Below are 22,637 nucleotides of genomic sequence, written 5' to 3' on the forward strand. Positions count from 1 at the left end.
CCTACTTTACCTGTGGAAGCGAGAGACGCTGTGACCCAGGTCAAGACCCAGCCGCCAGATGAGGTTGCCCTCCAGCTCATCGTTGGTCTAGGCAATCCTGGCCCGCAGTATGCCAACACCCGCCACAACTGCGGCTTTATGGTGGTGGATCGGTTGGCAGAGCGCTGGGGGATCCCATTAGCTCTGGAAAAGCAGTTCCAAGGCAGCTACGGAGAAGGTTTTGCCCTGGGGGGCAAGCGGCGCCTGCTCAAGCCGGCGACTTATATGAATCGCTCTGGCAAGGCAGTGCGGGCAGTCCTGGATTGGTACAAGTTGGATCCCAGGTCGGTGCTGGTGGTCTACGATGATGTGGACTTGCCTCTGGGTCGCCTGCGACTGCGGGGATCTGGCTCCGCCGGCGGGCATAACGGCATGAAGTCCGTCATTCAGCACCTGGGCAGCGAAGCCTTCCCTCGCTTGCGCCTGGGCGTGGGCAGGCCCAAGGGCAACCAAGACATGGTTGGGCATGTTTTGGGAAGGTTTGAACCTACTGAGCAGGCAGTGCTGGAGCGGGTTCTAAGGGCAGCAGTGGAGGCAGTGGAGTGTTGCTTGCAAGAAGGATTGAGGGCGGCGATGAACCGCTTCAACCCTCTGGATCTCTCTGAGCCGCTATCCGAGCGAGATCGGCAAGATCCGGCAGCTTCTCTCGACCCAGCCAAGACTGGGCCTGGGGAAGGCTGAGGCCGGGCTCTTGGGCGCTATCCGAGTGAGCAAAGCCGCCTCATCGAGGACTACGTCCAGCAACCCGCGGCAATTTCTCAGAACCGTCTGACTGCATCAGGAGGTCGGCTTCCCCAGAGCCACTGGCAGGAGAGGGCAAGGAACCCTCTAAGATGCTCCCCGCAGGGGCACCCCCAAGTCCAAAAAAGTCAGCAACTCTCCTCCCTCAAATGGAGCGAAGCCGTTCTCCTCCTAAGCCGAACTTTTTACCCTCTCTAGTCGCAAGCTAAGCGGGGCTACGGCTGTTGCAAGAGGTCTTGCCGCACCGCCTCCACATACTGCAGCAGTTTTGGGGATCCCGTGCCCGCAGACCGCCACAGACTCAAGGCGCTTTCCAGATCCGCGGCGGCGCCAGCCTTGTCTTCTCCCTGGTAGGCGCGCGCCATGCCCCGGTGGTAGTACCCTTCAGCCCGCTGCGGCTGCAGCTCAATCGCCCGGCTGAAATCGGCAACGGCCAGTTGGAAATTGCAGATGCTCGCCCACAGCAGGCCGCGATGAAGGTAGGCATCGAAGAGATCGGCGATGTTTTGATTTTGTTTGGCTAGTTCAATGGCCAGGTTAGCTACATCAAATGCCGATTCCAAATGCCCTTGCTCGGCCCAAATGCGGGAGCGCAACAAGTGGAGTTGGGGGTTGCGATAGGCAATGCGATCCAAGGGAGACAAGGTTGCCAAAGCCTGCTCCAGCTCTCCAAAATGCTCGCGCTGAATCCTGGCCTTGAGCAAATAAGCCTCAGGCAAATAGGGATCCAAAGCAATGGCAATGTCCAGATCCCGCAGAGCCCTGAGCACTAGATGGTCAGCAGCTGTCTGCTCTGGCTCGCCCACCTGCGAATACTCCCAGAGGTACTGGGCCCGCTGGAGATAGAGCCGCGCATTTCCTGGCTCCTGCTCAATGAATGGCCCTAGCTGCAGGAGCAGTTGATGAGCCTGGGAGCGCTGCTCAAGCTCTCGTGCCCGGGCTTGCAATTGAGCCTGCCGCCGAAGCAAAGGTTCAGGACCTGGCTTGTCTTTAAATCGCGGCAACTGAGCTTCCTGCAAGAGGGGCACAGAGAGACCTTCCGTGGCCTGCCCCTTGCGCAGCGAGGCCAGCCAACCACACTCGCCGTTCAAGCACAGCCAAGACAGCAAGCCCACCAGGGCCGATCCGGAAAGCAAAAGACTGGGCCTAAGCATGGATCCCACCCCACGAAACAGCATGGAAAGAGAAGTTGCCTCTAGGCTAGTTCGCCATCGCAGCGGTGTCCAGATTTCTTGGCTACACAGGCGTGCTCCAAAGCCTGAAGGTGTTAGGGGATTTTGTCGCTAGCCAGCTCCACTAAGAGGCGGTTCTTCGCCCGGCCCTCGTCGGCAGCCTGCTCCGACAGCCATAGTGCGGCGCCCTTCGACAGCTTGAGAACGATAGGGCTGCACGGAAAAACACTCTCAATTGGTCTGAGGCGCCGGCGGCATTGAGAGAAGTCTCACAGCTTCCTGAGGTTGAGCTTGGAACATTTGGGTTAGTGCGGAAAACCTAAGTGACCAATAAAACTGGGTTTCAAGCCCCGACCTTGGGAGCGGCTTTTTGTATAATGCTCTAGATAGCAGAAAGACAATTTTTTGCATGTACTTTGTCCGCAAGCTCAAGCTGGGAGTCTCGGAACAACTACAACTTTTGAGCAGGGCGGCAGGCGAGCTGTACTCCCAGACACTCGTCAGTTTTTGGCGCGTCGTCCGCAAGAAAGGTCTTTGGTTGAAGCCTGCCACGCTCATGCGTTGGTTTCCCAGTGATCCTGAAAACAGACTTCACGCCCACAGTGCGGATGCTGTTGTCCAAAGTTTCTTTGCCTCCCTAAAGTCGTGGCGAGAACGTCGCAAAACTGATCCCAATGCTCGCCCACCTCGACGCCGACGGTACTATTACAAAATCCAATGGAAAGCTTCAGCCATCAAAGTCGTAAATGGAAAGTTGCGGTTGTCCAACGGAAAAGGCAACGAGCCTTTGGTCATTCCTTGGGCCTGGGATACGCCTGTCTGGGTAGAAATCGGCTGGGACGGCAGGCAATACGAGCTAAGGGCTTGCTACAAATTGAGTGATGCGCGCCCCAAAGAAGAGAGGAAAGAAAGCGGTGTTGCCGGTGTGGATCTGGGTGAGATTCACCTTGCCGTTGCCCATGATGGGGAGAACACCTACATCGCCAATGGCAGGCTGCTGCGTTCCAAGCGCCGCTACCAGAACAAGCTGAAATCTACTCTGTCAAGGCTGCTTGCCAGAAAGAGGCGTGGCTCAAGGCGTTACAGGAGAGTTTTAGCTTCTGGGCGAAAGCAGCTGGCGAGGTTAAATGACCAGATTCGAGATATTTTGCACAAGCAAACTACAAGACTTGTCTCGACGCTGTATGCAAGGGGCGTCCAGACCGTTGTAATTGGGGACATTCGGAATATCAGGGTGTCTGCTGATTACGGCACAAGGTTGAACCAAAAGCTCCACCAGATGTTGCATGGCCAAACTCGGCACCACATCACCTACAAGGCTGAACGACTGGGAATGAAAGTTGTGCTGCTGGATGAGCGGTACAGCTCTCAAACCTGTCCTGCTTGCAACAAGAGGAACAAGCCTCAAGGCCGTGGGTATAGGTGTGGGTGTGGGTTTGAGTTTCATCGCGACGGGGTGGGAGCACTCAACCTTCGCAGAACGTATCTGGGCTCTGGCCTAGTAGTTGGGGTTATGGCATCCCCCACAGGGTTGAGGTTTCAGCCTCATGCTCTGTGTAGCTCAGCCGGTAGGAGCCATCCTGCTGTCTGAGAAAGAATCCCTGCCTTTTATGGCAGGGAGAATGTCAAGTGCCCTGTCCCACACCAAAAGAGTATGAATCCCAAGCCAAAAGCTCGTCCACAGCCAGTTATCCACCCAGATCTTGCCGAGAACAGGTAGGGTCAAACCCTCTGTCCCTCCCAAAACTAGGCCGGCTGCCAAGATCAGCCCTTCAAAAGCAAGAAAACCCAGGATGAGCATGGCTGGGATCCAAAGATAATTCCACAGCCATCGTCCGGCTCGGAGAGGGTGGGGCTGGAAGAAGAGAGGGCGGTAGCTGGCTAGCAGGACCACTCCCACCGTGCCGATCCCCAAGACCACCCCCCAGGCAAAAGAGTCAGGGGTGCGGGGATAGTTGTGCCAGACATAGCCAAAGATTTGGTTGGCTAGCCAAATCATCGAGGCGCTAACCATTGCCCTTTGGCGAGTTAACGTGGTGCCCGCAATGATGCCAACGGTTACAAAAGGAAGCGTACAGGTATAGGCAATGTTGCTAAGGCAGCCAATGGTGGTCAATAGACTGGGCCAAAATCGGCCACAGGCTAAGTCTTGGGCAGCTCGTAGCCAAATGGCAACCGGGATCCAGGGGCGAGGTTTGGGGATGGACTGCACAAGAGATTGTAGACTGACCATAGGCTAATCTCCGGGAAAAAGGTGAGCTTTCAGGGGGCAGTTCTTTAGCAGATGCTCCTGGACAATTTGCCGCGCTACTGGAGGTGTAACCCGCTTGTACCAAGTGCGGTCGCCAGAGTAGAAAACCACAGGCCCTTCTTGACAGACTTCTAGACATCCGGAAGTAATGACCCGAATATCTAAATTGGCTTCTTGCAGGGCAGATTGCAGGGCTTCCACAACCGGTTGATAGTTGCGGGAAGGATAACAGCGGCTGGAGCGGCAAACCGCCAAGTAGGGCCGCTTGAGAGGGTTATCCTCGTAAGGGATCCGCTCTTTTCCCTCGACATAAATGGCTCGCAGGCGTTCATAGAGGGAGAGCTTTTGGTAGTTGGCTTTGCTTTCGGGCAGGTAGTCTTCTCCTGGCCCTAAAAAGGGACTAGGCAAGAAGATCTGCAGCAGAGATTCCTCTGCCCCGTTCCAAAATTGAATTCCCCATTGGCGAGGCTGGCGCCGCGGATTGAGGCGGCGATAGAGGGCGGCGCGGCTGACCAATCTTTTGCGGCGCAGTTCTAGGGGGGTTCGGCCATAGGGGCCGCCCCGGTGCTCTTCTAGACACAGATGCAAATGCCAAGTTTCGGTGGCCACGGTCAAGTAGCCGTCGTAGAGCACACAGAGAGCAGGAGGACTGGTAAAGGCCGCTTCCAGCACTCCCCCCTCCGCCACACAGCCCACTTGGATCTCAGCCCAGTGCTCCTGGAAGAGCTCATAGAGGAGCGGCCCAAGACAGTCGATGTGAGCCGGGATCCCTTCGTAGAGGGTTATCCAGCCAGTGGGGGAAATCTCCTGCCAACTTTGGTTTAGAGGCGTGATCCAGGGGCCGAAAGCGGCCATAGGCTGCTCCTATTGGACTGGTGGAATGCGGGCAATCACCCCCTTTTTAAGAGGGCGCTCTGCCCAGGGCAGGACGCCATCGGGCTTTGTCAAATACAGCTCCGCTGTTTGCAAGATTGGCTCTACGTCTTGGGGATCGAGATCTCCAAACACGTAGGTCATCTTTCCAGGGGCTGCCAGGGCAATCACGCAAGCATGGCTGCAGCTGCTCATACAGGCAACCGGCTTAAGCTGCAATTGAGGACTGAGCACCTGCGATTGCAAGGCGGCTAGAAGCATTTCTCCTTTGCTAGCCCCTTCTTTTTGGCCGTTGACCCAGCGAGATCCGCAGGTGGTACAAACCCAAAGGTAATGTTTGGCCTCAGCTTGAGTCGAGATTCTGGTTGAGATCGTCATACAGTTGCTTCCAAACTAGAAGCACCCCACAAATGGTTAGCCAGAATTCAAAAACAACCTGAGATGTTGCTAAAATTGCCCCCGCAAGTTCACCCTCAACGTGCGACCAACGCCGGGATAGCCGGGGAAGACTTCATACTGCTCGTCTAGCAGGTTGTCGATCCCCATCTCTAGGCTTAGGTCCTCAGTCAACGGGATCCCTCCTCGCCAAGCTACGGTAGTGTAGCCTGGCAGGGATTCTATGTTGGTGTTGTTGGTAAAAAAGCTCCCAATGTGATGGACTAAAATTGAGCTGTACCAACCTTGCTCGTGACGGTAGGTCAGGCCTAAGTTCAGGCTATCGGCTCCCACAAAGGCTAGCTGCTTGCCAACTGTAGCTGGGTCAAGGGCAGCGCGGATGATGGGATCATTGAGAGTGTAGTTGGCAAAAAGCATCCAGTTTTCCCCCAGCCGCACATCCAAAGCTGCCTCCAGGCCGGTATATTCAACCAGCCCAATATTTTCATAGGTTCCCCGGCGCGGCCCAAGGCTGACAAAGGTGATGCCATCGCGGATGCGGTTGTGGGCAACAGTCAAGCGCAGTAGGCCAAAATCTCCCAAGGTTTGATCTAAGCCAATGTCAAAGCTTTCCCCTCGCTCTGGGCGGAGATTGGGGTTGCCATCCACTTCAAAAAAGCCGCGCAGCCGGAAGAACAATTCCGAGATCAAGGGAGTAAGGGAGTGCGAAAGCTGCCGGCATAGCTGGCCCTCAAGGTGGTGCCTTCCGCCAAAGCCCAGCGGATCCCTAGAGCAGGCGAGGTAGCCGAGCCGCTGGCCAAACTGCTGAAGTCCTGGCGGATGCCTAAGTCGAGGTGGAAACGGGGATCTGGGCTGTAATCCAGGCGGGCAAACAGGGCTCCCTGGTTAACCGTATCGTCGTAGTTGATATTGGTAGAACCCCTGGCAAACGAAAAAGTTGTATTGCGGGCTGAGATGGAGCGATAATCTGCCCCCAGGACTCCTTCTAGGTTTTCGCCGGCTTTCCAAGCATACTGGAGCTGGGATCCCCAGCTATCGCGCAGGATGAGGTCGCGGGATCCCTGGCTTTGCGGGGCGCTGAAGCGGTAGTTGAGATCGTCCAAAAAGAGCCGAGCTTGCAGGGAGCCTGTTTCCTGAGTCCACAGCCACCTGAGATCCAGCAGCAGGTCGTTGGTGGTTTGCTCGGCATCGAGGGAGGGAAAGTCTATGCTGCCGGGCACGCGGAAGGTTTTGTTGAGGTAGAGGGCGTTTGCCGTTAGGACTTGGTCTTCGGCCAGTTGCCAGGTGAGCTTGGCCTGCAAGTTGTGGTACTCCACCGCCGAGTTTTCCCGCCTGCCTGACTTGCCTAGCCGCCGGATGGTAAAGGGAAAGTCGTTGTTGCTCTGCAGGCGACGGTAGCTGAGCACCCAGCCCAGCTCCTGCCCTTGGCCGCGGCTTTGGATCCCTTGCTCATTGAGGCCATAGCTGCCGACCGCCGCTTCCACCACCGTCTCCGTTTCTGGCTGGGGCTCCACCGTGACGATGTTGATGACGCCGCCAACAGCGTCTGAGCCGTACAGGGTAGAGCCGCCGCCGGGGGAGACTTCAATTCGCTCGACGACATCGGTGGTGATTTGGGAGAGGTCAAACCCCCCAAAAAAACCCAGATCGTTGAGGGGGCGGCCATCCAACAGCACCAGCACCTGGGCCGTTCGCGCCCCTCGCAGGAACTGAGAGCTGAGGGCTCCCAACTGGTTGCCGGCTGTGCCATCGCTGAGGATGCCGGGCAGATAGCGCAGGGCTTCCTGCACGGTTCTTGCCCCTTGCTCGCGCATCTGCTGGCGGGTGATGACATAGACGGGGCGGGAAGACTCTCGCAAGAGGCCAGGACGGCGAAACGGGGTGGTGACGGGTTGATTCAAAATCTCGGCGCTGAGGCCGGTATCCAAGACCGCTTGCGCCCAGGCTGGGATCCCCAAAACCCAGCTTCCCAGCCCAAGGCTGAGGCCTAGAACTGTCTTTTTCATGTCAGCTCTTTGTTCCATGCGACCCGGAAGGGCTCTAAGCCCTGAGCTGAAGCCGCAGGCGGGCATCCTGACTGAGGGCTTTTGCCCATCACAGTTGCGGCACAGCGCCGGATTTGCACCGGACTTTCCCCATTGCTTGCCCTGGCTGATCCCCAGAGCAACCTAGCGGCACAGCTTTCTCCTTAGTCCTTCTGGAAAAAGCCGTGCTAGGCATCATACCTCTCCCGCCCTGGAGTTCCCATCCTGCTGGGGGGATCGGCGCTAGGGTCTAATCGTGAGACGGAAAAGAGCCTCGTCGGCCATTTGAAGAACTTCTTGCCCCGCTGCCATAAGCCGTTCTGGGGGCAGCTCTCGGTACTTAGCAATAAACCCAGGCAAGACTTGAAACTCCACTCGCTTGCCAGTTTCTCGATGGATGACAACACTGCGCATTTTGTCCAGGGAGTCCACCTCCACCAGCTTTAAGTTCAGCTTGCCCAAGCTGGCTCCAGTGGCGGCGTGCAACCCATCCACGATGCAGGCAAAGGGAATCTGGAGCGGCGACTCGTGAATGACTTCCACCACAAAGCGACTTGGGGAGGTGGGGGGGAGGGGACTTGCCAAGCCCAGCTCCTTGAGAGCCCGCATCCCCATGCGATAACCCACCACCGCCCAGGGGCCAGCACCGCCGTGGATTTCGGTAACTCGCTGGGTGGCAGCCTCAAGGGCAGCCGGAGGATTGGCAGAGCTGCTGCTGGGGTGGGCCAGGGCAGGGATCCCGACCGCTAGCTGAATGGCCATCCACAGCAGAGGAAGCTGCTGCGGCTTGAGAACCCATCGCTTGCGCATAGGCAGACAAGAACTAAACCCCAAGGCAGTATCCTAAGCCCTGCTCCTGGGTCTTGCCTATGCAGGGGGGGAGGTTACCTGAGCAAACGGAGAGCTAGACAACCACGTTGACCAGCTTCTTCGGCACCACGACGACCTTCTTCGGCGTCGCCCCTTGGAGATACTTCTGGGCCGCTTCCGACTGCAGAGCTAGCCGCTCCTGCTCCTCCGGCGTGACATCGGCAGGGGCTTCAAAGGAGCCGCGCAGCTTGCCGTTGACCTGCACCACAATCGTGACCGTATCGGCCACCAGCGCCGCCGGGTCGTAGCTAGGCCAAGACTGGCGATGCACCGAGTCGGTACCGCCTAGGGCCTGCCACAGCTCTTCGGCAATGTGGGGGGCAAAGGGCGCCAGGAGCAAGACCAGGGTGCGGATCCCTTCGGCGTAGACGGGCGAGTCCGGGATCCCCGCCTCGGCTAGGGCATTGCTCAGCTTCATCAGCTCGGCAATGGCAGTGTTGAACTGGTACTCCTCCAGATCCTCACTGACTTCCTTGATGGTCGTGTGGACGGCACGGCGCAGATCCCTTTCCGCCTTGGTCAGGGATCCCGCCTCAACCTTGGCCTGCAAGGACGCCGTCCCGCCACCGCGACTGACAAAGTCGTACACCTGCCGCCAGACGCGGTTGAGAAAGCGGAACTGCCCTTCCACGTCGGCATCGTCCCATTCCAAGTCCTTTTCCGGTGGCGCCTTGAAGAGGATAAACATGCGGGCCGTGTCTGCCCCATAGTTGGCCAGCACCTCTTCCGGATCCACACCGTTGCCCTTGGATTTGGACATCGTAGCGTAGATAACTTGCAGAGGCTCGCCGGTTTCGGGATCCCGCGGATCGTTGGGATCCTTAACCAGCGCTGTGGGGATCCAGCGATCCTTGCCGGACTTGTTGGGGTTGTAGTAAGTGCGCGCCTGCACCATCCCCTGGGTTAGCAGGCGGGAGAAGGGCTCATCGAAATTCAGCAACCCCAGATCCCGCAGCACTTTGGTGAAAAAGCGGGCGTAGAGCAGGTGCAAGATGGCGTGCTCGATGCCGCCCACGTACTGATCCACCGGCAGCCAGGCGTTGACCAGATCCTTGCGGAAGATCTCGCGGTCGTTGTGGGGATCACTAAAGCGCAGGAAATACCAGGACGAGCAGATGAAGGTGTCCATGGTGTCCGTTTCCCGGCGGGCCTCTGCGCCACAGGTGGGGCATTTCACCTTCACCCACTCCTCCAGTTGGGCTAATAGGGATCCGCCTCGCCCCGTCAGCTCTACATCTTCTGGCAAGAGCACTGGCAGATCTTCTTCCGGCACCGGCACAATGCCGCAACGGGGGCAGTGGATGACCGGGATGGGGCAGCCCCAGTAGCGCTGCCGCGAGATAAGCCAGTCGCGCAGGCGGTAGTTGACCTGCCGTTCCCCTAGCCCCTGCTCCTCCAGCCAGGCGATGGCCCTTTCCACACTTTGCCCTGGGCCCTTGCCCACCGGGATTCCGTTCAAGGGGCCGGAGTTTATCAACACCCCCTCCCCTGTCCAGGCCGCCTGCAGATCTTCAGCAGTCTCCACCCCACCCTGAGGCGGCTGCACCACCAGCTTGATGGGCAGGCCAAACTTGCGGGCAAACTCAAAGTCCCGCTGGTCGTGGGCCGGCACGGCCATGATGGCCCCTGTGCCATAGCCCATCAACACGTAGTCGGCAATCCAGATGGGGATGCGCTCTTGGTTGACGGGGTTGATGGCGTAGGAGCCCGTCCAGACGCCCGTCTTTTCCCGATCCTCAGCGCTGCGCTCGATCTCGCTGCGGGCAGCAGCCTCGGCCTGGTAGGCTTTGACGGCAGCCTGCTGCTCGGGGGTGGTGAGCTTCTCCACCAAAGGATGCTCCGGCGCCAGCACCATAAAGGTGGCTCCCCAGAGGGTATCAGGCCGGGTGGTAAACACCGGCAGCTCTTCCCCTGTTTCGGTTTTGAAGAGAACTCTAGCCCCTACCGACTGGCCAATCCAGTTCTCCTGCATGGTGCGCACCCGCTCTGGCCAGCCGGAGAGCTTCTCCAGGTCAGCCAGGAGTTGGTCGGCATAGGCCGTGATCTTGAGAAACCACTGCTTGAGGAGGCGCTTTTCCACCCGAGCCCCAGATCTCCAGGATCTCCCTTCCGCATCCACCTGCTCGTTGGCCAGGACGGTCTGATCCACGGGATCCCAGTTCACCGGCGCTTCCTTTTGGTAGGCCAGGCCTGCCTTGAAAAACTGCAGGAACAGCCACTGCGTCCATTTGTAGTAGTCGGGGGCGCAGGTGGTGATCTCCCGCTCCCAGTCGTAGGAAAGCCCCAGCCGCTGCAGTTGATCCCGCATCTGGGCAATGTTCTGGTAGGTCCACTTGGCCGGCGGGATCCCCCGGTCAATGGCGGCGTTCTCTGCCGGCAAGCCAAAAGCGTCCCACCCCATGGGGTGCAGCACCGCATACCCCTGCATCCGCTTGTGGCGGGCAATGACATCCGTGATGGTGTAATTGCGCACATGCCCCATGTGCAGGCTGCCGCTGGGGTAGGGGAACATCGACAGGGCGTAGAACTTGCGGCTTTCTGCTGTTAGCTCTGGCGTGCGATCCAACCCAATTTCACGCCAGTGGGCCTGCCATTTCCTTTCAATGGCCTGGGGATTGTAGCGCGCGTCCACAGCTTAGGACTCCTGGAAAACCTTTTGCTCTGGGGAGCCTAGATACCAGCATTTTGGCATGCTTTGGCCGCTCCAGAAACCTCCAGGACCCCCTAGTAGGTTTCCTCGTTCCAGCGGCTAGCTTTCTTGAGCTCCTTCTGGAAGCTGCTCCAGTCTTGGCCTGCTTGTTGGGCTACGGCAGCCATGACGCTGTTGATGCCATCCTCCATCCCCTTGAGACCACAGATGTAGACGTAGGTGTTGGGTTTTTGCAGCATCTCCCACAGCTCGGCGCCGTACTCGGCCATGCGGTTTTGCACATACATCTTTTTGCCATCGGGGGTTTGCTGCTCGCGGCTGATGGCGTAGTCGACGCGAAAGCGATCCCCATGCTCAGCTTTCCAGGCTTCCAGGTCGCCCCGATACAGCAGGCTGGAAGTGGTGGGTACCCCAAAAAACAGCCAGATCTTGCCTTGGTAGTTGGGATCCTCCTCGAGCAAATGCTTGATGAAAGCCCGAAAAGGAGCAATGCCCGTGCCAGTGGCAATTAAGATCAGGTTGGCGTTTGGATCCTCCGGCAGGAGGAACGTCTTCCCAGCCGGCCCCGTGATCATCACCTCATCCCCAGCTCGGAGATCGGTGAGGAAGCCCGAGCAGACTCCCACTCCCGGCTGGCCGGTTTCCTTATCCACGTATTCGGCCCGCTTCACGCTCAAAGAAACCGTGCGTCCCTCGCCATCGTCGCCGTAGCGGGTGGAGGCGATCGAGTAGAGGCGGGGCTTGTGGGGCTTGCCTTGGGCATCGACGCCAGGAGGAATAATGCCAACGCTCTGGCCCTCCAGGTAGCGGAAGTTGGGATCGGGCAGGCTAAGCACAATGTGCTTGGTTAGGCCAGGTGCCCCTTCCTCAACAAGGGAGTAGGTCTCCAAACATTGGCCAACTAGAGGGGCATTGGGGCGGTAGAGATTGACCACAACTTCTCGTTTTTGGGCGCTGGCAACCATGACTGGGATCTGCTCCTGGCAGTGGTAGCTACAGCAAACACCTTAGCAGGCTGCCTTTGCGGAAGGGAACCTGCCCTGTCAACTGGCGGCGTCTCCCTTGCCCATCCAGAAAAACGCCTGCACTGCCCAGGAAATGGTTTGTCTTCTGCCAGCGCCAGCTTTTCCAGCCTCAGGCTCGCTTGCGGTGGAGCGTCTTGTGGTAATATGCAAAGCCATAAAGTTTTAGAAGCCTCCTTGCAGTTTTGCCCCGCCTATCCCCAAGGAGTTCCCATGGCAAGCAGTCCCGAACGCATTGTGATGATTGGTGTTGCTGGAGATTCTGGCTGTGGCAAGTCCACGTTTTTGCGGCGGCTGAGTGACTTGTTTGGCCGGGATCTCATCACCACCATTTGTCTGGATGACTACCACTCCTTGGATCGCCAACAGCGCAAGGAAAAGGGCATTACGGCGCTGGATCCCCGCGCTAACAACTTCGACCTCATGTACGAGCAGGCCAAGGCCCTCAAAAATGGCCAGAGCGTGATGAAGCCCATCTACAACCACGAGACGGGGACCATCGACCCCCCTGAGCGGGTGGATCCCAGCCCCATCATCGTCTTGGAGGGCCTTCACCCCATGTACGACGAGCGGGTGCGGGAGTTGCTGGACTTTAAGATCTATCTAGATCTGGCGCCGGAAATTAAGGTTGCCTGGAAGGTCAAGCGCGACATGGCAGAGCGGGGCCACACCTATGAGGATGTGCTGCGCTCCATCGAGGCCCGCCGCCCGGATTTCGAGGCCTACGTCGATGTGCAGAAGCGCTATGCCGATGTGGTGATTGAGGTGCTGCCCACTAAGCTTCTGCCAGAGCTGGATCCAGAGCACAAGGTGTTGCGGGTGCGCCTGATCCAGCGCGAGGGGGTGAAGTACTTTGACCACGTCTATTTGTTTGACGAAGGCTCCACCATTGACTGGATCCCGTGCGGCAAGAAGCTAACCTGCTCCTATCCCGGCATTCGCCTACACTACGGCCCCTCCACCTATTTCGACCATCCGGTCTCGGTGTTGGAAATTGACGGCAGCTTCGACAAGCTGGAGGAGGTCATCTACATCGAGAACCACCTGAGCAATCTGTCGACCCGCTATTACGGCGAGCTGACAGAGCTTCTGCGCAAGCACCCCGAATATCCGGGATCCCGCAACGGCTCCGGGCTCATCCAGGTCATTGTGGGCCTAAAGCTGCGATCCCTCTACGAGAAAATCCAGGCGGAAACCAAGAAGATGGCGGTCGCTTCTTAGGGGGATCCCTTTGCCCAGCTAGGGCAGTAGAAGGCGCCGATGCAAGGGTTCCAGTTGGAAATCTGGCCGGAGGGGGCAGCTCTTTTCCGCCGGGCGGTGGAGATCTGGCAGGAGCAGGCTGCGGCGGCCATTCGTCAACGGGGTCGCTTTACGGTAGCTTTGGCAGGAGGAAACACCCCGCGAAAGTTGTATGCCGCTTTAACCCAGACGCCAGGGATCCCTTGGCAGCAAACCTGGTTGTTCTGGGGGGATGAGCGCTACGTTCCCCCGGATCACCCCGAGAGCAACTACGGCATGGTACGGCGGATCCTGCTGGAGACGGTCGGGGTTCCTGCCTCGCAGGTCTTTCCCATGCCTACCCAGGCAGGGGATCCCTTGCGGGATGCAGCGGAATACGAGGCAACCCTGCGGCGGGTTTTCGGCAACGAATATCCTGCCTTTGATCTCATCTGGCTGGGAGTGGGGGAGGACGGCCATACGGCTTCCTTGTTCCCCGGCACAGCTGCCCTGCAGGTGCAACACCGCTGGGTAACGGTGGGGCAGAAAGGAGAGGAGCCGCGCCTGACCCTGACCTATCCTGTCCTAAACCAAGCGGCCCAGGTGGTGTTTTTGGTTGCCGGAGCTAGCAAAGCCGAGATTGTCAAAAAGGCGCTGACGACGGAGGCCCACCTGCCCTGTCAGAGCGTCAACCCTAGAGGGCGGCTGCTGTGGCTGCTGGATGCGGCAGCGGCGGCAGAGTTGCCCCTGCCGGCAGTGGGCTTGCTTGGCTAGGCCCTGGCTGAGGATGGCCATTTGACTTGGATCACGGCTGTCTCCTCCTCCTTCTGAATTTCATAGGGGTAGTTGAGTTAGAGCGCTGCCCCATGTCCATTCGCCTAATTGTCGAATCAGTTCTCCAGAGTGCCTGCCTCACCCGCGAACAAGAATCCCAAATCTGCTATCTCCTCCAAGAACGGTTCTACGACGAATTGGATCTGGAGGCCCTTGACCGGCTAACCCTGGCTTTGCTGGAAGGGCAAGTCCACCTGGAGGGAGAGGAAAGCCGCGCTGCCTAGCCAGATCCTCAAGAAGCCCGATAGTTTGGCGGCCCGCCTGGCCTACCCTGCCCAGGGACGCCCTACCGCCACCGCTAGCAGCTTGCCTCCCTGAGGCTTTCTTGCCCATCTAAGCTATTGATAGCCATTCGAGAGCGCTGCCGCAAAGGAACGCGGACTGCCTGCAATCATGGAAAGAACTCTAGACGAAATTAACCGGCGCATTCTCCAAGGCCAAGTGCGGGTGTGGACGGCTCAGGAGGCCAAGGCCAAGCTGGCCACCCTTAGCCTTGAGGAGGCCTTCCAGCAGGTGGACGTGGTAACCACCGGTACCTTTGAGCCGATGGAGTCTTCGGGGGCAATTCTCAACCTAGGGCACACGGATCCCCCAATCAAGATTCGCCAGGCCTGGTTAAACGGCGTGCCCGCCTATGCCGGCTTTGGGGCTGTCGATCTCTACATCGGGGCAGCCCAGCCCAGTGAGCAAGCTGATCAGCCCTATGGAGGGGGCCATGTCATCGCGGATCTGGTTGCCGGCAAGCGGGTGCATCTGCGGGCCATTGGCCAAGTAACCGACTGCTATCCCCGCCCCGACTACGAGACTGTGCTGACGCGGGATCAGCTTAACCAGTTCTACCTGTTCAACCCCCGCAACGCCTACCAAAACTTCATTGTCGGCGTCAATGGCGGCGATCGGCCGCTGTACACCTACTTGGGCCTGTTGGAGCCCAACCTGGGCAACGCCATCTATTCCAATCCCGGCGAGCTATGCCCCCTGCTCAATGATCCCCTCCTGCGCCGGGTGGGGATTGGCAGCCGCATCTTTCTAGGGGGCGGCATCGGCTATATAGCTTGGGAAGGTACCCAACACTTTCCGCTGCAAAAGCGGCTGCCCAACCAAACTCCCATTGGCCCCGCAGCCACCCTGGCCTTGATTGGCGACGCCAAACAGATGCAAGCCGAATGGGTGCGAGGCTGCTACTTCCGCAACTACGGCCCCAGCTTGATGTTAGGGGTTGGGATCCCCATCCCCATCCTTTCCCCCAGCGATTTGGAGCCCATTGCCATCCGGGACAAAGATTTGGTGGCGCCCGTGATTGACTTTTCTATCCCCCGGCGGGTGCGGCCCACCTTTGGCCTGGTGAGCTATGCCCAGCTCAAATCCGGCTACATTGTCCTCAATGGCCGCAAGGTGCGCACTGCCCCCCTAGTCAGCCTGCGCCGCTCGATGCAAGTTGCCGAGATTCTCAAACAGTGGATTGCCAGCGGTCAGTTTACCCTTACCCAGCCAGTGGCCCCCCTACCGCTAGATCGGGAGTTCCTCACCCAAAATCCCTATTCATGAGAGAACCTTGGCTGGCAAGGGGTTGCCTAGCTGAGAGTTGCCGCTACCATTACGCCTTAGGTGTCCCTGGGGGAAGAGAATGTTCCGGCGTATGGCTTTTGGCTGGGCGGTGTTGGGATGGCTCCTAGCCCTGCCTGTTCTTCCCGGCCACGGGTTTGGGGAGCGGCGGGTTGTGCCTGACACCCCCTTCTACTTCGATAACCACTACTTTGATCGCTACCCCGAGGCAGTGGTGGTGGGCGTGGTCAATGGCGACACGCTGGTGGCGCAGATTGAAGGGGAGCAGAAATTGCGCTTGATCCGGCTGGCCGGGATCCAGGGCCTTAGCCCCCAGGAGGATCCTTTTTATCAGCAGGCGCTTGAGCTAATGCGTGAGCGCATCCTCCGCCGCACGGTCAAGCTGGAAGGGGATAAGCTGCTGCGCAACGTCGATGCCACTGGCTTGGTGGAAGCCTATGTCTGGCTGGAGGGCCAGCAGATGAACGCCATGCTGGTGCGCAACGGCTTGGCTCGCATCGCCCCCTATACCCATAACATCAAGTACGACAGCTACTTCCGCGGCCTGGAAAAAAGAGCTCGCCAAGAGCGCCTCGGCATCTGGAGCCGCCTCTAAGACCTTGGGTAGCTCTAGACTGGACTTAGCGCTAGACGTCTCTTCCTGCTTTGAGGGTCAAGCGAGATCCCAACCGCTGGCTGCGGCGACTGCCTTTGGTGGCAGGCGTTTTGGGCAGCATTCTCCTAGTCATCAACCGGCTGGCCTTTACGCCAGAACTGCTGGCCAGTCAATCCCGCTCTGACGCCTTGGGGATCCTCCTCAGCGCCGTCTTAATCCTAACTGGCCTTTTGTGGCAGCAGGTTCAGCCCCGTCCTCCCCAGGCCGCTCCCCTGCAGGGGAGTCCAGGTTGCGATTGGCATCCTGAGCTGTCTGAACGCGAAAAACTGGAGCTGGCCTGGGCCTCCCACACTCTCCTTAGCACTACCGCCGCCCGCACCGTGGTGATCTGGGTGGAGGGACGCACTCTGCTGCAGCGAGGGATCCTAGCTAGCCCTGGCCAGTTGCCCTCCCTCCAGCCCCAAGGCACTCTGCAGCAGGTGTTGAAGACGGGGCAGCCGGTTTACCTAGGGGATCTGCGATTTTTCCCCGCCCGCGCCGAGTTCGAGGGCCTGTTGCCGGCCGGATCCCAGGCGGTTCTCTGCCAGCCCATTGGCCAAAAGGGATGCCTTATCTTGGGCAGTGACAGGCCGCGCAGCTTCAGCCGCCAGGAGCGAGCCTGGATTGCTGCCATCGCCAACAAACTAGAAACCCTGTTTGCCTAACTCCCCCCCTGGAGGAGGGGTTGGGAGCAAGGGCTAGGCAGCGCTCTCCAGGCTCACCTGAAACACCTCGCTAAAGGCCTTCTCGACCTTGTAGCCGGAGTCGATGGTTTCCAGAGGATCCTTGCGCAGGCGGTGGCGCAAGCACAAGCTAATCACCCGGCGAATGTCGGCAACAGTAACTTCCGTACGCCCTTCTAGAGCCGCTAGGGCCTTGGCCGCCCGGTTGGTGACGATATCTCCCCGCAGCCCGTCGACTTCCAAGGCCGCACACACGCCAGAGATCTTCAAGCGCAATTCGGGATCAATCCCCACCTGCGGCAATAGGTGTTGGGCTTTTTCAATGCGCTCCCGCAGGCGCTGCTGGGCATCGGCGTATTTGGCTAAGAAAGCCTGGGGATCGGCGTCGAACTGGCTGCGCTCTTCCACAATCTGCACTCGCAGGGCCGGATCCCGCACCGTTTCGATGCGGACAAACATGCCGAAGCGATCCAGAAGCTGGGGGCGCAGCTCCCCTTCCTCGGGGTTGCCGGATCCCACGAGCACAAAGCGGGCTGGGTGGCGAATGGAGATCCCCTCCCGCTCGACGGTGTTCCAGCCGGAGGCCGCCGCATCCAGCAGTACGTCCACCAGGTGGTCGTCCAGGAGGTTGACCTCGTCCACATAGAGGATGCCGCGGTTGGCCTTGGCCAGAAGCCCCGGCTCAAAGGCCTTCACCCCTTGAGAGAGAGCCCGCTCGATATCCAGGGTGCCGCAGACCCGGTCTTCGGTGGCCCCCAGGGGCAAGTCCACCATCGGCACCTGGATCCAGGTGGTTTCCAGGGTTTCTCCTGCCTGCAGGCGCTCCCACACCTGATCGCTCATCAGATCCCGCTGCCGCGGATGGCTGTTGAAGGGATCCCCTTTGACGACCTCAATTTTGGGAAGGAGATCGGCCAAGGCGCGGATGGTGGTGGATTTGCCCGTGCCCCGATCCCCCATGATCAGCACGCCGCCGATGCGGGGATCGATAACGTTGAGGAGCAGGGCCAGCTTCATTTCTTCCTGGCCAACAATGGCCGTGAAAGGGAAAACCGGGCGACGTTCCAAGTTCATAAAGCTACAACCAGCAATCCACCCTCATTATCCCCCTTCTGGGCTGTTCAAGGCCCCAGTAGGAACCTCAGGGCCACTTTTTGGTCAAAAGAAGTAGGCGCCGGCGACAACTAGCGGTGGCTTGCCTGGGGTAGCTTGAAGCGGGTTGCAGACAAAAGCTACACCTAGGAGAAGATCCCAGCGACACCGGCAACGCAGTGATTGGGTGGGGAGATAGTAGCGGTGTTTGGTCAAGCAGGTCGGAAAGGAGGAGCGGCACTCTCGCTGGCAAGCGTGGCCCAGAAAGGGCTGGTGGGCTTGATCTGGGCTTGTACCTGGATCCCGCTAGTGGGTGTTTCCCTGGCCGTAGCCCAAACCCCTGCCATTCCCCTAGCTCTAAGCGATGAACAGGTTACCAAGTATGCCCGCATCGTCTTGGAGATGGAGCCCCACCGGCAGGAAGCCCAGCAGCGCTCTCAGGCTACCGAGGATCCGGCCACCAAGGATCAAATCCGGCGGGAGTTCATTCGCACCGCCACCGAGATCATCACCCGCCATGGCATGACCGTGCCGGAATATAACCGCATCACCTTGTGGATTCGCTCTGAAGAAGGAAAAGAGCTCAAACAACGCATCGAGGCGGAAATCCTGCGCCTGCAAAGCAGGGACTCCCGTCGCAAGCCCTAGCCTCCTAGATGACCCCACGGCTTGAGGTAGAGGCTTCTACACCGCGCCTTGCGGTGACGGCGGGCAGAGGATGGGGATAGGCTGGAAGCGGATAGAGAGCGGGGGAAGAAGGATGAGCGGACCCATGTCGCAGCTAGGAGGGGCGACGGTTGAGCGCATGCGGTCTCGCTTGCGCTTGACGCGCCGCTTTGGGTTCTGGTTTCAGGGGGTTCTGGGGGCAACGGCCCTGCTGCTGTGGCTTGGTTTTTTAATTGGCCAGAATACCGTCTATCGAGATGACTCGCTGGGGGCTACTATCGCCTTCTGGTTTACTCTGCTGACTTTACTCACTCTAGCAGCCGGCCTCTTCCTCAACTGGCGCTACTTGCTGCACGCAGAGCGCCGCTCAGCTTCCGCTACTGCCTCAGGCCAATTCGATTTGCCCAAGCAATTGCAGTTGGTTACCTACGTCAGCCTCATTGGAGCGTTCCTGGCTTTGATTGGCATGGAAGCCCAAGTCGGCGAGCTATTGGCACGCATTTTCGCCCGCACCCAGGCCAACCAGGTAACAGGAGTACTGCTCTTGGCTGCCAATATCAACGTCACCTTCGCCCACTTTGTCTGCTTGGCAGGAGTGCTCTGGATTACCGGTGTCCTTGACCGCGATCTCTGACTCTTCTAAAAGAGCTACTAGCCTGGGGCAGGGCATTCTGCAAAGACAACTAACCCCTCCGCGAGTGCAAGAGGGGCAAGCCGGAGCTACCGATTCCAGCCGACTGGGACGTTACTTAAAGCCCACCGCCGCCTGCCAGACAAAGGCAAGCAGGAAAAACAGAACGGGGATGATCGGCAAAATATCGACCAGTGGGTCGAACAGTTCATAGCCTTCTGGCAAAGCAGCCAGGAGCATCGTTACAGGCATGACACCAAACCTCACCAGGAAGGAAGTGGGACTAGAGAAACGAGTTCGTTAGGGATTTTCCTATTGGCTCCAGATCTTGGCTGGGTCGCAGTTTTCCTGAACCGCTCTGAAAGACTTATTCAACCCCGGGCAAAAGCAGACTTTCGCTCGGCGTTGAGGCTTTCTTCCTGCTTCCACGACCCGTAGCTAGTAGTAGAGTTCACCTCTACTACCCCGCCAGAGGGATCTCCACAGGCGTCACTTCCCCGCGAGCTGCAGGTAGTTGCCCCTTGCTCTTGATCGAGCACACCGGCTAAAGACGGAGCCAACTTTAGCCTAGGCAAAACGCCTACCCAAGAAGATGTACCTGCTAGCCTACTAGCTCAGCCCATCTACGTCAAGGCAGAAGGTTAGTTAGGTCCGGTGAATCAAGGACTAGAGGAGAACCCTGAGGGCAGGAGTGCTTTCAAGAAGCTGCGTCGCCACCTTACTGGCAAAGCCATAACTAGGCTAGCACAAGGCGACTTGTGCTCGGTCGCGGCAGCAGGGCAGAGCGCTTGGCACGAAGGCCAGGGCTTGCGTTGCCATGCAACCTAGAGAACCCCCATGTTGGAGAGGCCCAAGATTACTCCTACCCCCAGCAGATGACCAAAGCTGGCAACTCCCAAGACTTCTGGCCAGGTCATCCCCAACACCGGTCCAGTTTCTGAAGCCACCCCCGAAGAGGACTTGAAGCTCAGGTATGCCAGTCCTGTGCAGAGCAGAATGATCACCGCGCTTAGGGGAGACCAGGGGCTGGTGTGAGCGGTTATAGCTAGCGGCGCAACAAGGGGCAGCATGGTTTTCCTCCTTGGCTTAGGTTAACCGCCCCCTAGATTACCCCCGTTTTGCAAGACTTAAAGGGATCCCCCCGCGATCTTCACATGAATTGCAACAGAGGCCGCAACAAAACCTCACAACAGTTCTTGCCGGGATCCCTGTCGGCGTCAGTTGGGGTTGGCGGGAAAATCAGGCCTGACGGGACAAGCTGAGCAGTTCTGTGCCGTATACTAACGAAAGTTAACAAAGTTTATCCCTGACGCTTGCTGGGGTTTGGCGGGTTGCCTTAAACCATCCCCACCGTCTGCGCTGTGCACACTCGAGGATGGCTGCCGATGACTGCTGCTGTGACTCCGCAACCGGACTCCAGGCCTTTTACCTTACCTCGTGAGCTGCTGGGGCCGCCGCCAGAATTTTGGAATCCCACCCTATTGATGTTTCTAGGGTCCGTGGCGCTGTCAGCCGCCTGCTTTTGTGGGTATGCCTTTTGGCATTGGCCCCGCTGGTTGGTGTTCTGGCTAAACTTTGTCGCCCTCTATGTGCTGGGCACGGTAATCCACGATGCCTCCCACGGCTCAGCCCACCGCAACCGCTTTTTGAACGAGGCTATGGGGCATGGCTCTGCTCTGTTGCAGGGCTTTGTCTACCCTGTCTTTAAGCGGGTGCATATGCAACACCATGCCCACGTCAACCATCCTGAGAACGATCCGGATCACTACGTCTCCACGGGGGGGCCGCTGTGGCTTATTGCGCCGCGCTTTTTCTACCACGAGGTGTTTTTCTTCAAGCGGCAGCTCTGGCGCAAAGGCCGCTGGGACCTGCTGGAGTGGGCTTTGAGTCGGCTAGTAGTGGTCTTGACCTTTGCCTTGGCCTTCCACTTCGGCTACACCGACTACCTCCTGAACTACTGGCTGCCCCCTGCTTTTATCATGGGGCTTCTATTGGGCTTGTTTTTCGACTACCTGCCCCATCGCCCCTTTCAATCTCAGGAGCGGTGGTACAACGCCAGGGTCTACCCTAGCCGGCTAGCCAACATCCTCCTGTTGGGACAGAACTACCATCTCATCCACCACCTCTGGCCTTCGGTTCCCTGGTACAAGTATCAGGCGGCCTACTGGGTGGCTAAGCCAGAGCTGGACGCTCGCAACTGCCACCAAACCCTGGGCATTTGGCGAAAGGGTGAGTTTTGGAGCTTTCTCTACGACGCCCTAATTGGCCTGCACTGGCACAAGCCTGCCCCTGCGGCTGCCCAGGCCAAGTCACTAGGAGCGTCATCCTCTGCGGATCCTCAGCAGGGCGAAGAGGCCGATTGAGAGGGTCTTGCCCACGCCCGGATCCCTCAGTTGCTGCTGTTTGTCGAGGCAGCTAGCTTGCTGCAGGACGCCGGCCAAGCCGTTGTGGGCGCAGGTGCGCGGGTCCAGGGTCCGGCGGCACCGCTATCGCGAAGGCAAGCCAGCAGGGGCTCGATCCCGCTAGAGGGAGATCTTGGCATAGGCCTGGCCAGCCTCTCGGCGCAGCTCTTGGGCCCGTCGAAACAGCTCTTGCCCGGTGTGCAGGTGGCGGTCGTCGAAGTTAAGCGGAAAATGGCTCAGCTCCTCCAGAGCATCTTCCAGGTGGTTGAGGGCGTAGTAGAGGCAGGAAGCCACTTTCCCCAAGCTGCTGGGGTTGGGAAGACGGCGAAAGATCTGCTGAGCTTGGGCCAATTTCTGCGCGCATTCCTCTAGGTATAGGCCAAAGGCCGCCAGCAACTCGGGATCGAAGGGATCGGCGGACAGAGCGTTGAGCTGGGGTTTTAGGGAAGCCAACAGAGATCCCAAGAGTCGGTTCAGGGGGGTGTAAACCTGTCGAATCCAGGCTTCGCGGAGGAGGGCTTCTTGGCTGACCGTCGGCGGCGGGGAGGCTATCGGCTGAGAGCGGCGCCAGGTCTGGCTGGCAAGCAGTTGCCGGTCGTATTCGCGGCGGGCTTGGGGATCCCGGAGCACGGCGTAAGCGGCGTTGATCTGGCGGATCCGCTCAGCAGCGGCCTGATCCTTTTTGGCTAGCAGACTATCGGGGTGGTAGTACTTGACCAAGCGGCGGTAGGCACGCTTGATCTCGGCTGCCGTCGCCTGCATGGAGACTCCCAAAACCTCGTAGTGGGAAACCGCTTCCAATCCGCTCCCCATCGTCTTCCGCTAGCAAACCTTCACATTCTACGCTGGAGCCTACAATAAAGGTGAGCTCTC

The 22,637-nt window shown here is 58.7% G+C and carries 24 protein-coding genes and 1 riboswitch; of the genes, 11 read left to right on the top strand and 13 right to left on the bottom strand.

Going from position 1 to position 22,637, the window contains the following annotated elements; all coding sequences use genetic code 11:
* Positions 1 to 30 precede the first annotated feature (30 nt).
* On the top strand, positions 31 to 720 hold the full coding sequence (gene pth, locus NW806_RS03295; RefSeq protein WP_414410004.1) for an aminoacyl-tRNA hydrolase: 690 nt from the start codon (positions 31 to 33) through the stop codon (positions 718 to 720).
* A 275-nt stretch (positions 721 to 995) separates the two neighbouring features.
* On the opposite strand, the gene NW806_RS03300 is transcribed toward pth, so the two are convergent.
* Positions 996 to 1,958, bottom strand: coding sequence for a hypothetical protein (locus NW806_RS03300; protein WP_414410005.1), 963 nt, complete (start codon positions 1,956 to 1,958; stop codon positions 996 to 998).
* A gap of 403 nt (positions 1,959 to 2,361) precedes the next feature.
* Here NW806_RS03300 and NW806_RS03305 point away from each other — a divergent pair, with 403 nt between their 5' ends.
* Positions 2,362 to 3,543 (top strand): RNA-guided endonuclease InsQ/TnpB family protein, encoded by a 1,182-nt coding sequence (locus tag NW806_RS03305; protein WP_414410006.1) that lies wholly within the window; start codon positions 2,362 to 2,364, stop codon positions 3,541 to 3,543.
* On the opposite strand, the gene NW806_RS03310 is transcribed toward NW806_RS03305, so the two are convergent.
* The 8 genes from NW806_RS03310 to NW806_RS03345 form a co-directional block, all read right to left on the bottom strand.
* On the bottom strand, positions 3,514 to 4,185 hold the full coding sequence (locus tag NW806_RS03310; protein ID WP_414410007.1) for a hypothetical protein: 672 nt from the start codon (positions 4,183 to 4,185) through the stop codon (positions 3,514 to 3,516). The two genes, NW806_RS03305 and NW806_RS03310, sit on opposite strands and share 30 nt — an antisense overlap.
* A 3-nt stretch (positions 4,186 to 4,188) precedes the next feature.
* The gene (locus tag NW806_RS03315; RefSeq protein ID WP_414410008.1) at positions 4,189 to 5,058 is read right to left on the bottom strand and encodes a (2Fe-2S) ferredoxin domain-containing protein; all 870 of its coding nucleotides are present in this window, start codon (positions 5,056 to 5,058) and stop codon (positions 4,189 to 4,191) included.
* A 9-nt stretch (positions 5,059 to 5,067) separates the two neighbouring features.
* Positions 5,068 to 5,454 (bottom strand): DUF1636 domain-containing protein, encoded by a 387-nt coding sequence (locus tag NW806_RS03320; RefSeq protein WP_414410009.1) that lies wholly within the window; start codon positions 5,452 to 5,454, stop codon positions 5,068 to 5,070.
* Between the two features lie 69 nt (positions 5,455 to 5,523).
* The gene (locus NW806_RS03325; protein ID WP_414410010.1) at positions 5,524 to 6,162 is read right to left on the bottom strand and encodes a TonB-dependent receptor domain-containing protein; all 639 of its coding nucleotides are present in this window, start codon (positions 6,160 to 6,162) and stop codon (positions 5,524 to 5,526) included.
* Entirely contained in the window at positions 6,159 to 7,478 is a 1,320-nt protein-coding gene (locus NW806_RS03330; RefSeq protein WP_414410011.1) for a TonB-dependent receptor plug domain-containing protein, read from the bottom strand. The genes NW806_RS03325 and NW806_RS03330 overlap by 4 nt, the downstream gene beginning before the upstream one ends.
* A gap of 39 nt (positions 7,479 to 7,517) precedes the next feature.
* Positions 7,518 to 7,659, bottom strand: a riboswitch (cobalamin riboswitch).
* 80 nt (positions 7,660 to 7,739) lie between these two features.
* Positions 7,740 to 8,330: a formylmethanofuran dehydrogenase subunit E family protein gene (locus NW806_RS03335; RefSeq protein WP_414404998.1), complete on the bottom strand. Its 591-nt coding sequence runs from the start codon at positions 8,328 to 8,330 to the stop codon at positions 7,740 to 7,742.
* 70 nt (positions 8,331 to 8,400) lie between these two features.
* The gene (gene leuS / locus NW806_RS03340) at positions 8,401 to 10,998 is read right to left on the bottom strand and encodes a leucine--tRNA ligase (RefSeq protein WP_414410012.1); all 2,598 of its coding nucleotides are present in this window, start codon (positions 10,996 to 10,998) and stop codon (positions 8,401 to 8,403) included.
* A 92-nt stretch (positions 10,999 to 11,090) separates the two neighbouring features.
* On the bottom strand, positions 11,091 to 11,981 hold the full coding sequence (locus NW806_RS03345) for a ferredoxin--NADP(+) reductase (RefSeq protein ID WP_414410013.1): 891 nt from the start codon (positions 11,979 to 11,981) through the stop codon (positions 11,091 to 11,093).
* Positions 11,982 to 12,251: 270 nt separating this feature from the next.
* On the opposite strand from NW806_RS03345, the gene NW806_RS03350 reads away from it, so the two are divergent.
* From NW806_RS03350 to NW806_RS03375, 6 genes are all read left to right on the top strand, one after another.
* The gene (locus NW806_RS03350) at positions 12,252 to 13,259 is read left to right on the top strand and encodes a phosphoribulokinase (RefSeq protein ID WP_414396180.1); all 1,008 of its coding nucleotides are present in this window, start codon (positions 12,252 to 12,254) and stop codon (positions 13,257 to 13,259) included.
* A 39-nt stretch (positions 13,260 to 13,298) separates the two neighbouring features.
* On the top strand, positions 13,299 to 14,030 hold the full coding sequence (gene pgl, locus NW806_RS03355; RefSeq protein ID WP_414410014.1) for a 6-phosphogluconolactonase: 732 nt from the start codon (positions 13,299 to 13,301) through the stop codon (positions 14,028 to 14,030).
* Positions 14,031 to 14,122: 92 nt separating this feature from the next.
* Positions 14,123 to 14,314: a hypothetical protein gene (locus tag NW806_RS03360; RefSeq protein ID WP_414405001.1), complete on the top strand. Its 192-nt coding sequence runs from the start codon at positions 14,123 to 14,125 to the stop codon at positions 14,312 to 14,314.
* A gap of 169 nt (positions 14,315 to 14,483) precedes the next feature.
* Positions 14,484 to 15,638: a homocysteine biosynthesis protein gene (locus NW806_RS03365; protein ID WP_414410015.1), complete on the top strand. Its 1,155-nt coding sequence runs from the start codon at positions 14,484 to 14,486 to the stop codon at positions 15,636 to 15,638.
* 91 nt (positions 15,639 to 15,729) lie between these two features.
* Positions 15,730 to 16,251 (top strand): thermonuclease family protein, encoded by a 522-nt coding sequence (locus NW806_RS03370; protein WP_414410016.1) that lies wholly within the window; start codon positions 15,730 to 15,732, stop codon positions 16,249 to 16,251.
* A 50-nt stretch (positions 16,252 to 16,301) separates the two neighbouring features.
* Complete coding sequence (locus NW806_RS03375; RefSeq protein ID WP_414410017.1) at positions 16,302 to 16,955, top strand: cofactor assembly of complex C subunit B; 654 nt, start codon at positions 16,302 to 16,304, stop codon at positions 16,953 to 16,955.
* A gap of 33 nt (positions 16,956 to 16,988) precedes the next feature.
* Here NW806_RS03375 and bchI read toward each other — a convergent pair whose 3' ends face one another.
* Positions 16,989 to 18,047, bottom strand: a complete 1,059-nt coding sequence (bchI, locus tag NW806_RS03380; RefSeq protein ID WP_414396168.1) for a magnesium chelatase ATPase subunit I — start codon at positions 18,045 to 18,047, stop codon at positions 16,989 to 16,991.
* A 273-nt stretch (positions 18,048 to 18,320) separates the two neighbouring features.
* Here bchI and NW806_RS03385 point away from each other — a divergent pair, with 273 nt between their 5' ends.
* Together NW806_RS03385 and NW806_RS03390 are read left to right on the top strand one after the other, a co-directional pair.
* Positions 18,321 to 18,713 (top strand): DUF4168 domain-containing protein, encoded by a 393-nt coding sequence (locus tag NW806_RS03385; protein ID WP_414410018.1) that lies wholly within the window; start codon positions 18,321 to 18,323, stop codon positions 18,711 to 18,713.
* A gap of 112 nt (positions 18,714 to 18,825) precedes the next feature.
* Entirely contained in the window at positions 18,826 to 19,365 is a 540-nt protein-coding gene (locus NW806_RS03390; protein WP_414405007.1) for a DUF3611 family protein, read from the top strand.
* Positions 19,366 to 19,476: 111 nt separating this feature from the next.
* On the opposite strand, the gene NW806_RS03395 is transcribed toward NW806_RS03390, so the two are convergent.
* On the bottom strand, positions 19,477 to 19,614 hold the full coding sequence (locus NW806_RS03395; RefSeq protein ID WP_414396163.1) for a photosystem II reaction center protein K: 138 nt from the start codon (positions 19,612 to 19,614) through the stop codon (positions 19,477 to 19,479).
* Positions 19,615 to 20,186: 572 nt separating this feature from the next.
* Positions 20,187 to 20,432: a photosystem I reaction center subunit PsaK gene (gene psaK, locus NW806_RS03400; protein WP_414410019.1), complete on the bottom strand. Its 246-nt coding sequence runs from the start codon at positions 20,430 to 20,432 to the stop codon at positions 20,187 to 20,189.
* Positions 20,433 to 20,747: 315 nt separating this feature from the next.
* Here psaK and NW806_RS03405 point away from each other — a divergent pair, with 315 nt between their 5' ends.
* Positions 20,748 to 21,725, top strand: a complete 978-nt coding sequence (locus NW806_RS03405) for a fatty acid desaturase (protein WP_414410020.1) — start codon at positions 20,748 to 20,750, stop codon at positions 21,723 to 21,725.
* 159 nt (positions 21,726 to 21,884) lie between these two features.
* Here the strand turns inward: NW806_RS03405 and NW806_RS03410 are convergent, their stop codons facing one another.
* Positions 21,885 to 22,577, bottom strand: a complete 693-nt coding sequence (locus NW806_RS03410) for a J domain-containing protein (RefSeq protein ID WP_414405009.1) — start codon at positions 22,575 to 22,577, stop codon at positions 21,885 to 21,887.
* Positions 22,578 to 22,637 lie beyond the last annotated feature (60 nt).

The organism is Synechococcus sp. W65.1 (genome assembly GCF_047461615.1).
In the GTDB taxonomy this organism is placed as follows: domain Bacteria; phylum Cyanobacteriota; class Cyanobacteriia; order Thermostichales; family Thermostichaceae; genus Thermostichus.

Excerpts from the sequence above, each read along its gene's own strand:
- NW806_RS03300 (WP_414410005.1), bottom strand. The coding sequence starts at position 1,958 with ATGCTGTTTCGTGGGGTGGGATCCATGCTTAGGCCCAGTCTTTTGCTT.
- NW806_RS03305 (WP_414410006.1), top strand. The coding sequence starts at position 2,362 with ATGTACTTTGTCCGCAAGCTCAAGCTGGGAGTCTCGGAACAACTACAA.
- NW806_RS03310 (WP_414410007.1), bottom strand. The coding sequence starts at position 4,185 with ATGGTCAGTCTACAATCTCTTGTGCAGTCCATCCCCAAACCTCGCCCC.
- NW806_RS03315 (WP_414410008.1), bottom strand. The coding sequence starts at position 5,058 with ATGGCCGCTTTCGGCCCCTGGATCACGCCTCTAAACCAAAGTTGGCAG.
- NW806_RS03320 (WP_414410009.1), bottom strand. The coding sequence starts at position 5,454 with ATGACGATCTCAACCAGAATCTCGACTCAAGCTGAGGCCAAACATTAC.
- NW806_RS03330 (WP_414410011.1), bottom strand. The coding sequence starts at position 7,478 with ATGAAAAAGACAGTTCTAGGCCTCAGCCTTGGGCTGGGAAGCTGGGTT.
- NW806_RS03345 (WP_414410013.1), bottom strand. The coding sequence starts at position 11,981 with ATGGTTGCCAGCGCCCAAAAACGAGAAGTTGTGGTCAATCTCTACCGC.
- NW806_RS03350 (WP_414396180.1), top strand. The coding sequence starts at position 12,252 with ATGGCAAGCAGTCCCGAACGCATTGTGATGATTGGTGTTGCTGGAGAT.
- pgl (WP_414410014.1), top strand. The coding sequence starts at position 13,299 with ATGCAAGGGTTCCAGTTGGAAATCTGGCCGGAGGGGGCAGCTCTTTTC.
- NW806_RS03360 (WP_414405001.1), top strand. The coding sequence starts at position 14,123 with ATGTCCATTCGCCTAATTGTCGAATCAGTTCTCCAGAGTGCCTGCCTC.
- NW806_RS03365 (WP_414410015.1), top strand. The coding sequence starts at position 14,484 with ATGGAAAGAACTCTAGACGAAATTAACCGGCGCATTCTCCAAGGCCAA.
- NW806_RS03370 (WP_414410016.1), top strand. The coding sequence starts at position 15,730 with ATGGCTTTTGGCTGGGCGGTGTTGGGATGGCTCCTAGCCCTGCCTGTT.
- bchI (WP_414396168.1), bottom strand. The coding sequence starts at position 18,047 with ATGAACTTGGAACGTCGCCCGGTTTTCCCTTTCACGGCCATTGTTGGC.
- NW806_RS03390 (WP_414405007.1), top strand. The coding sequence starts at position 18,826 with ATGAGCGGACCCATGTCGCAGCTAGGAGGGGCGACGGTTGAGCGCATG.
- NW806_RS03395 (WP_414396163.1), bottom strand. The coding sequence starts at position 19,614 with ATGCCTGTAACGATGCTCCTGGCTGCTTTGCCAGAAGGCTATGAACTG.
- psaK (WP_414410019.1), bottom strand. The coding sequence starts at position 20,432 with ATGCTGCCCCTTGTTGCGCCGCTAGCTATAACCGCTCACACCAGCCCC.
- NW806_RS03405 (WP_414410020.1), top strand. The coding sequence starts at position 20,748 with ATGACTGCTGCTGTGACTCCGCAACCGGACTCCAGGCCTTTTACCTTA.
- NW806_RS03410 (WP_414405009.1), bottom strand. The coding sequence starts at position 22,577 with ATGGGGAGCGGATTGGAAGCGGTTTCCCACTACGAGGTTTTGGGAGTC.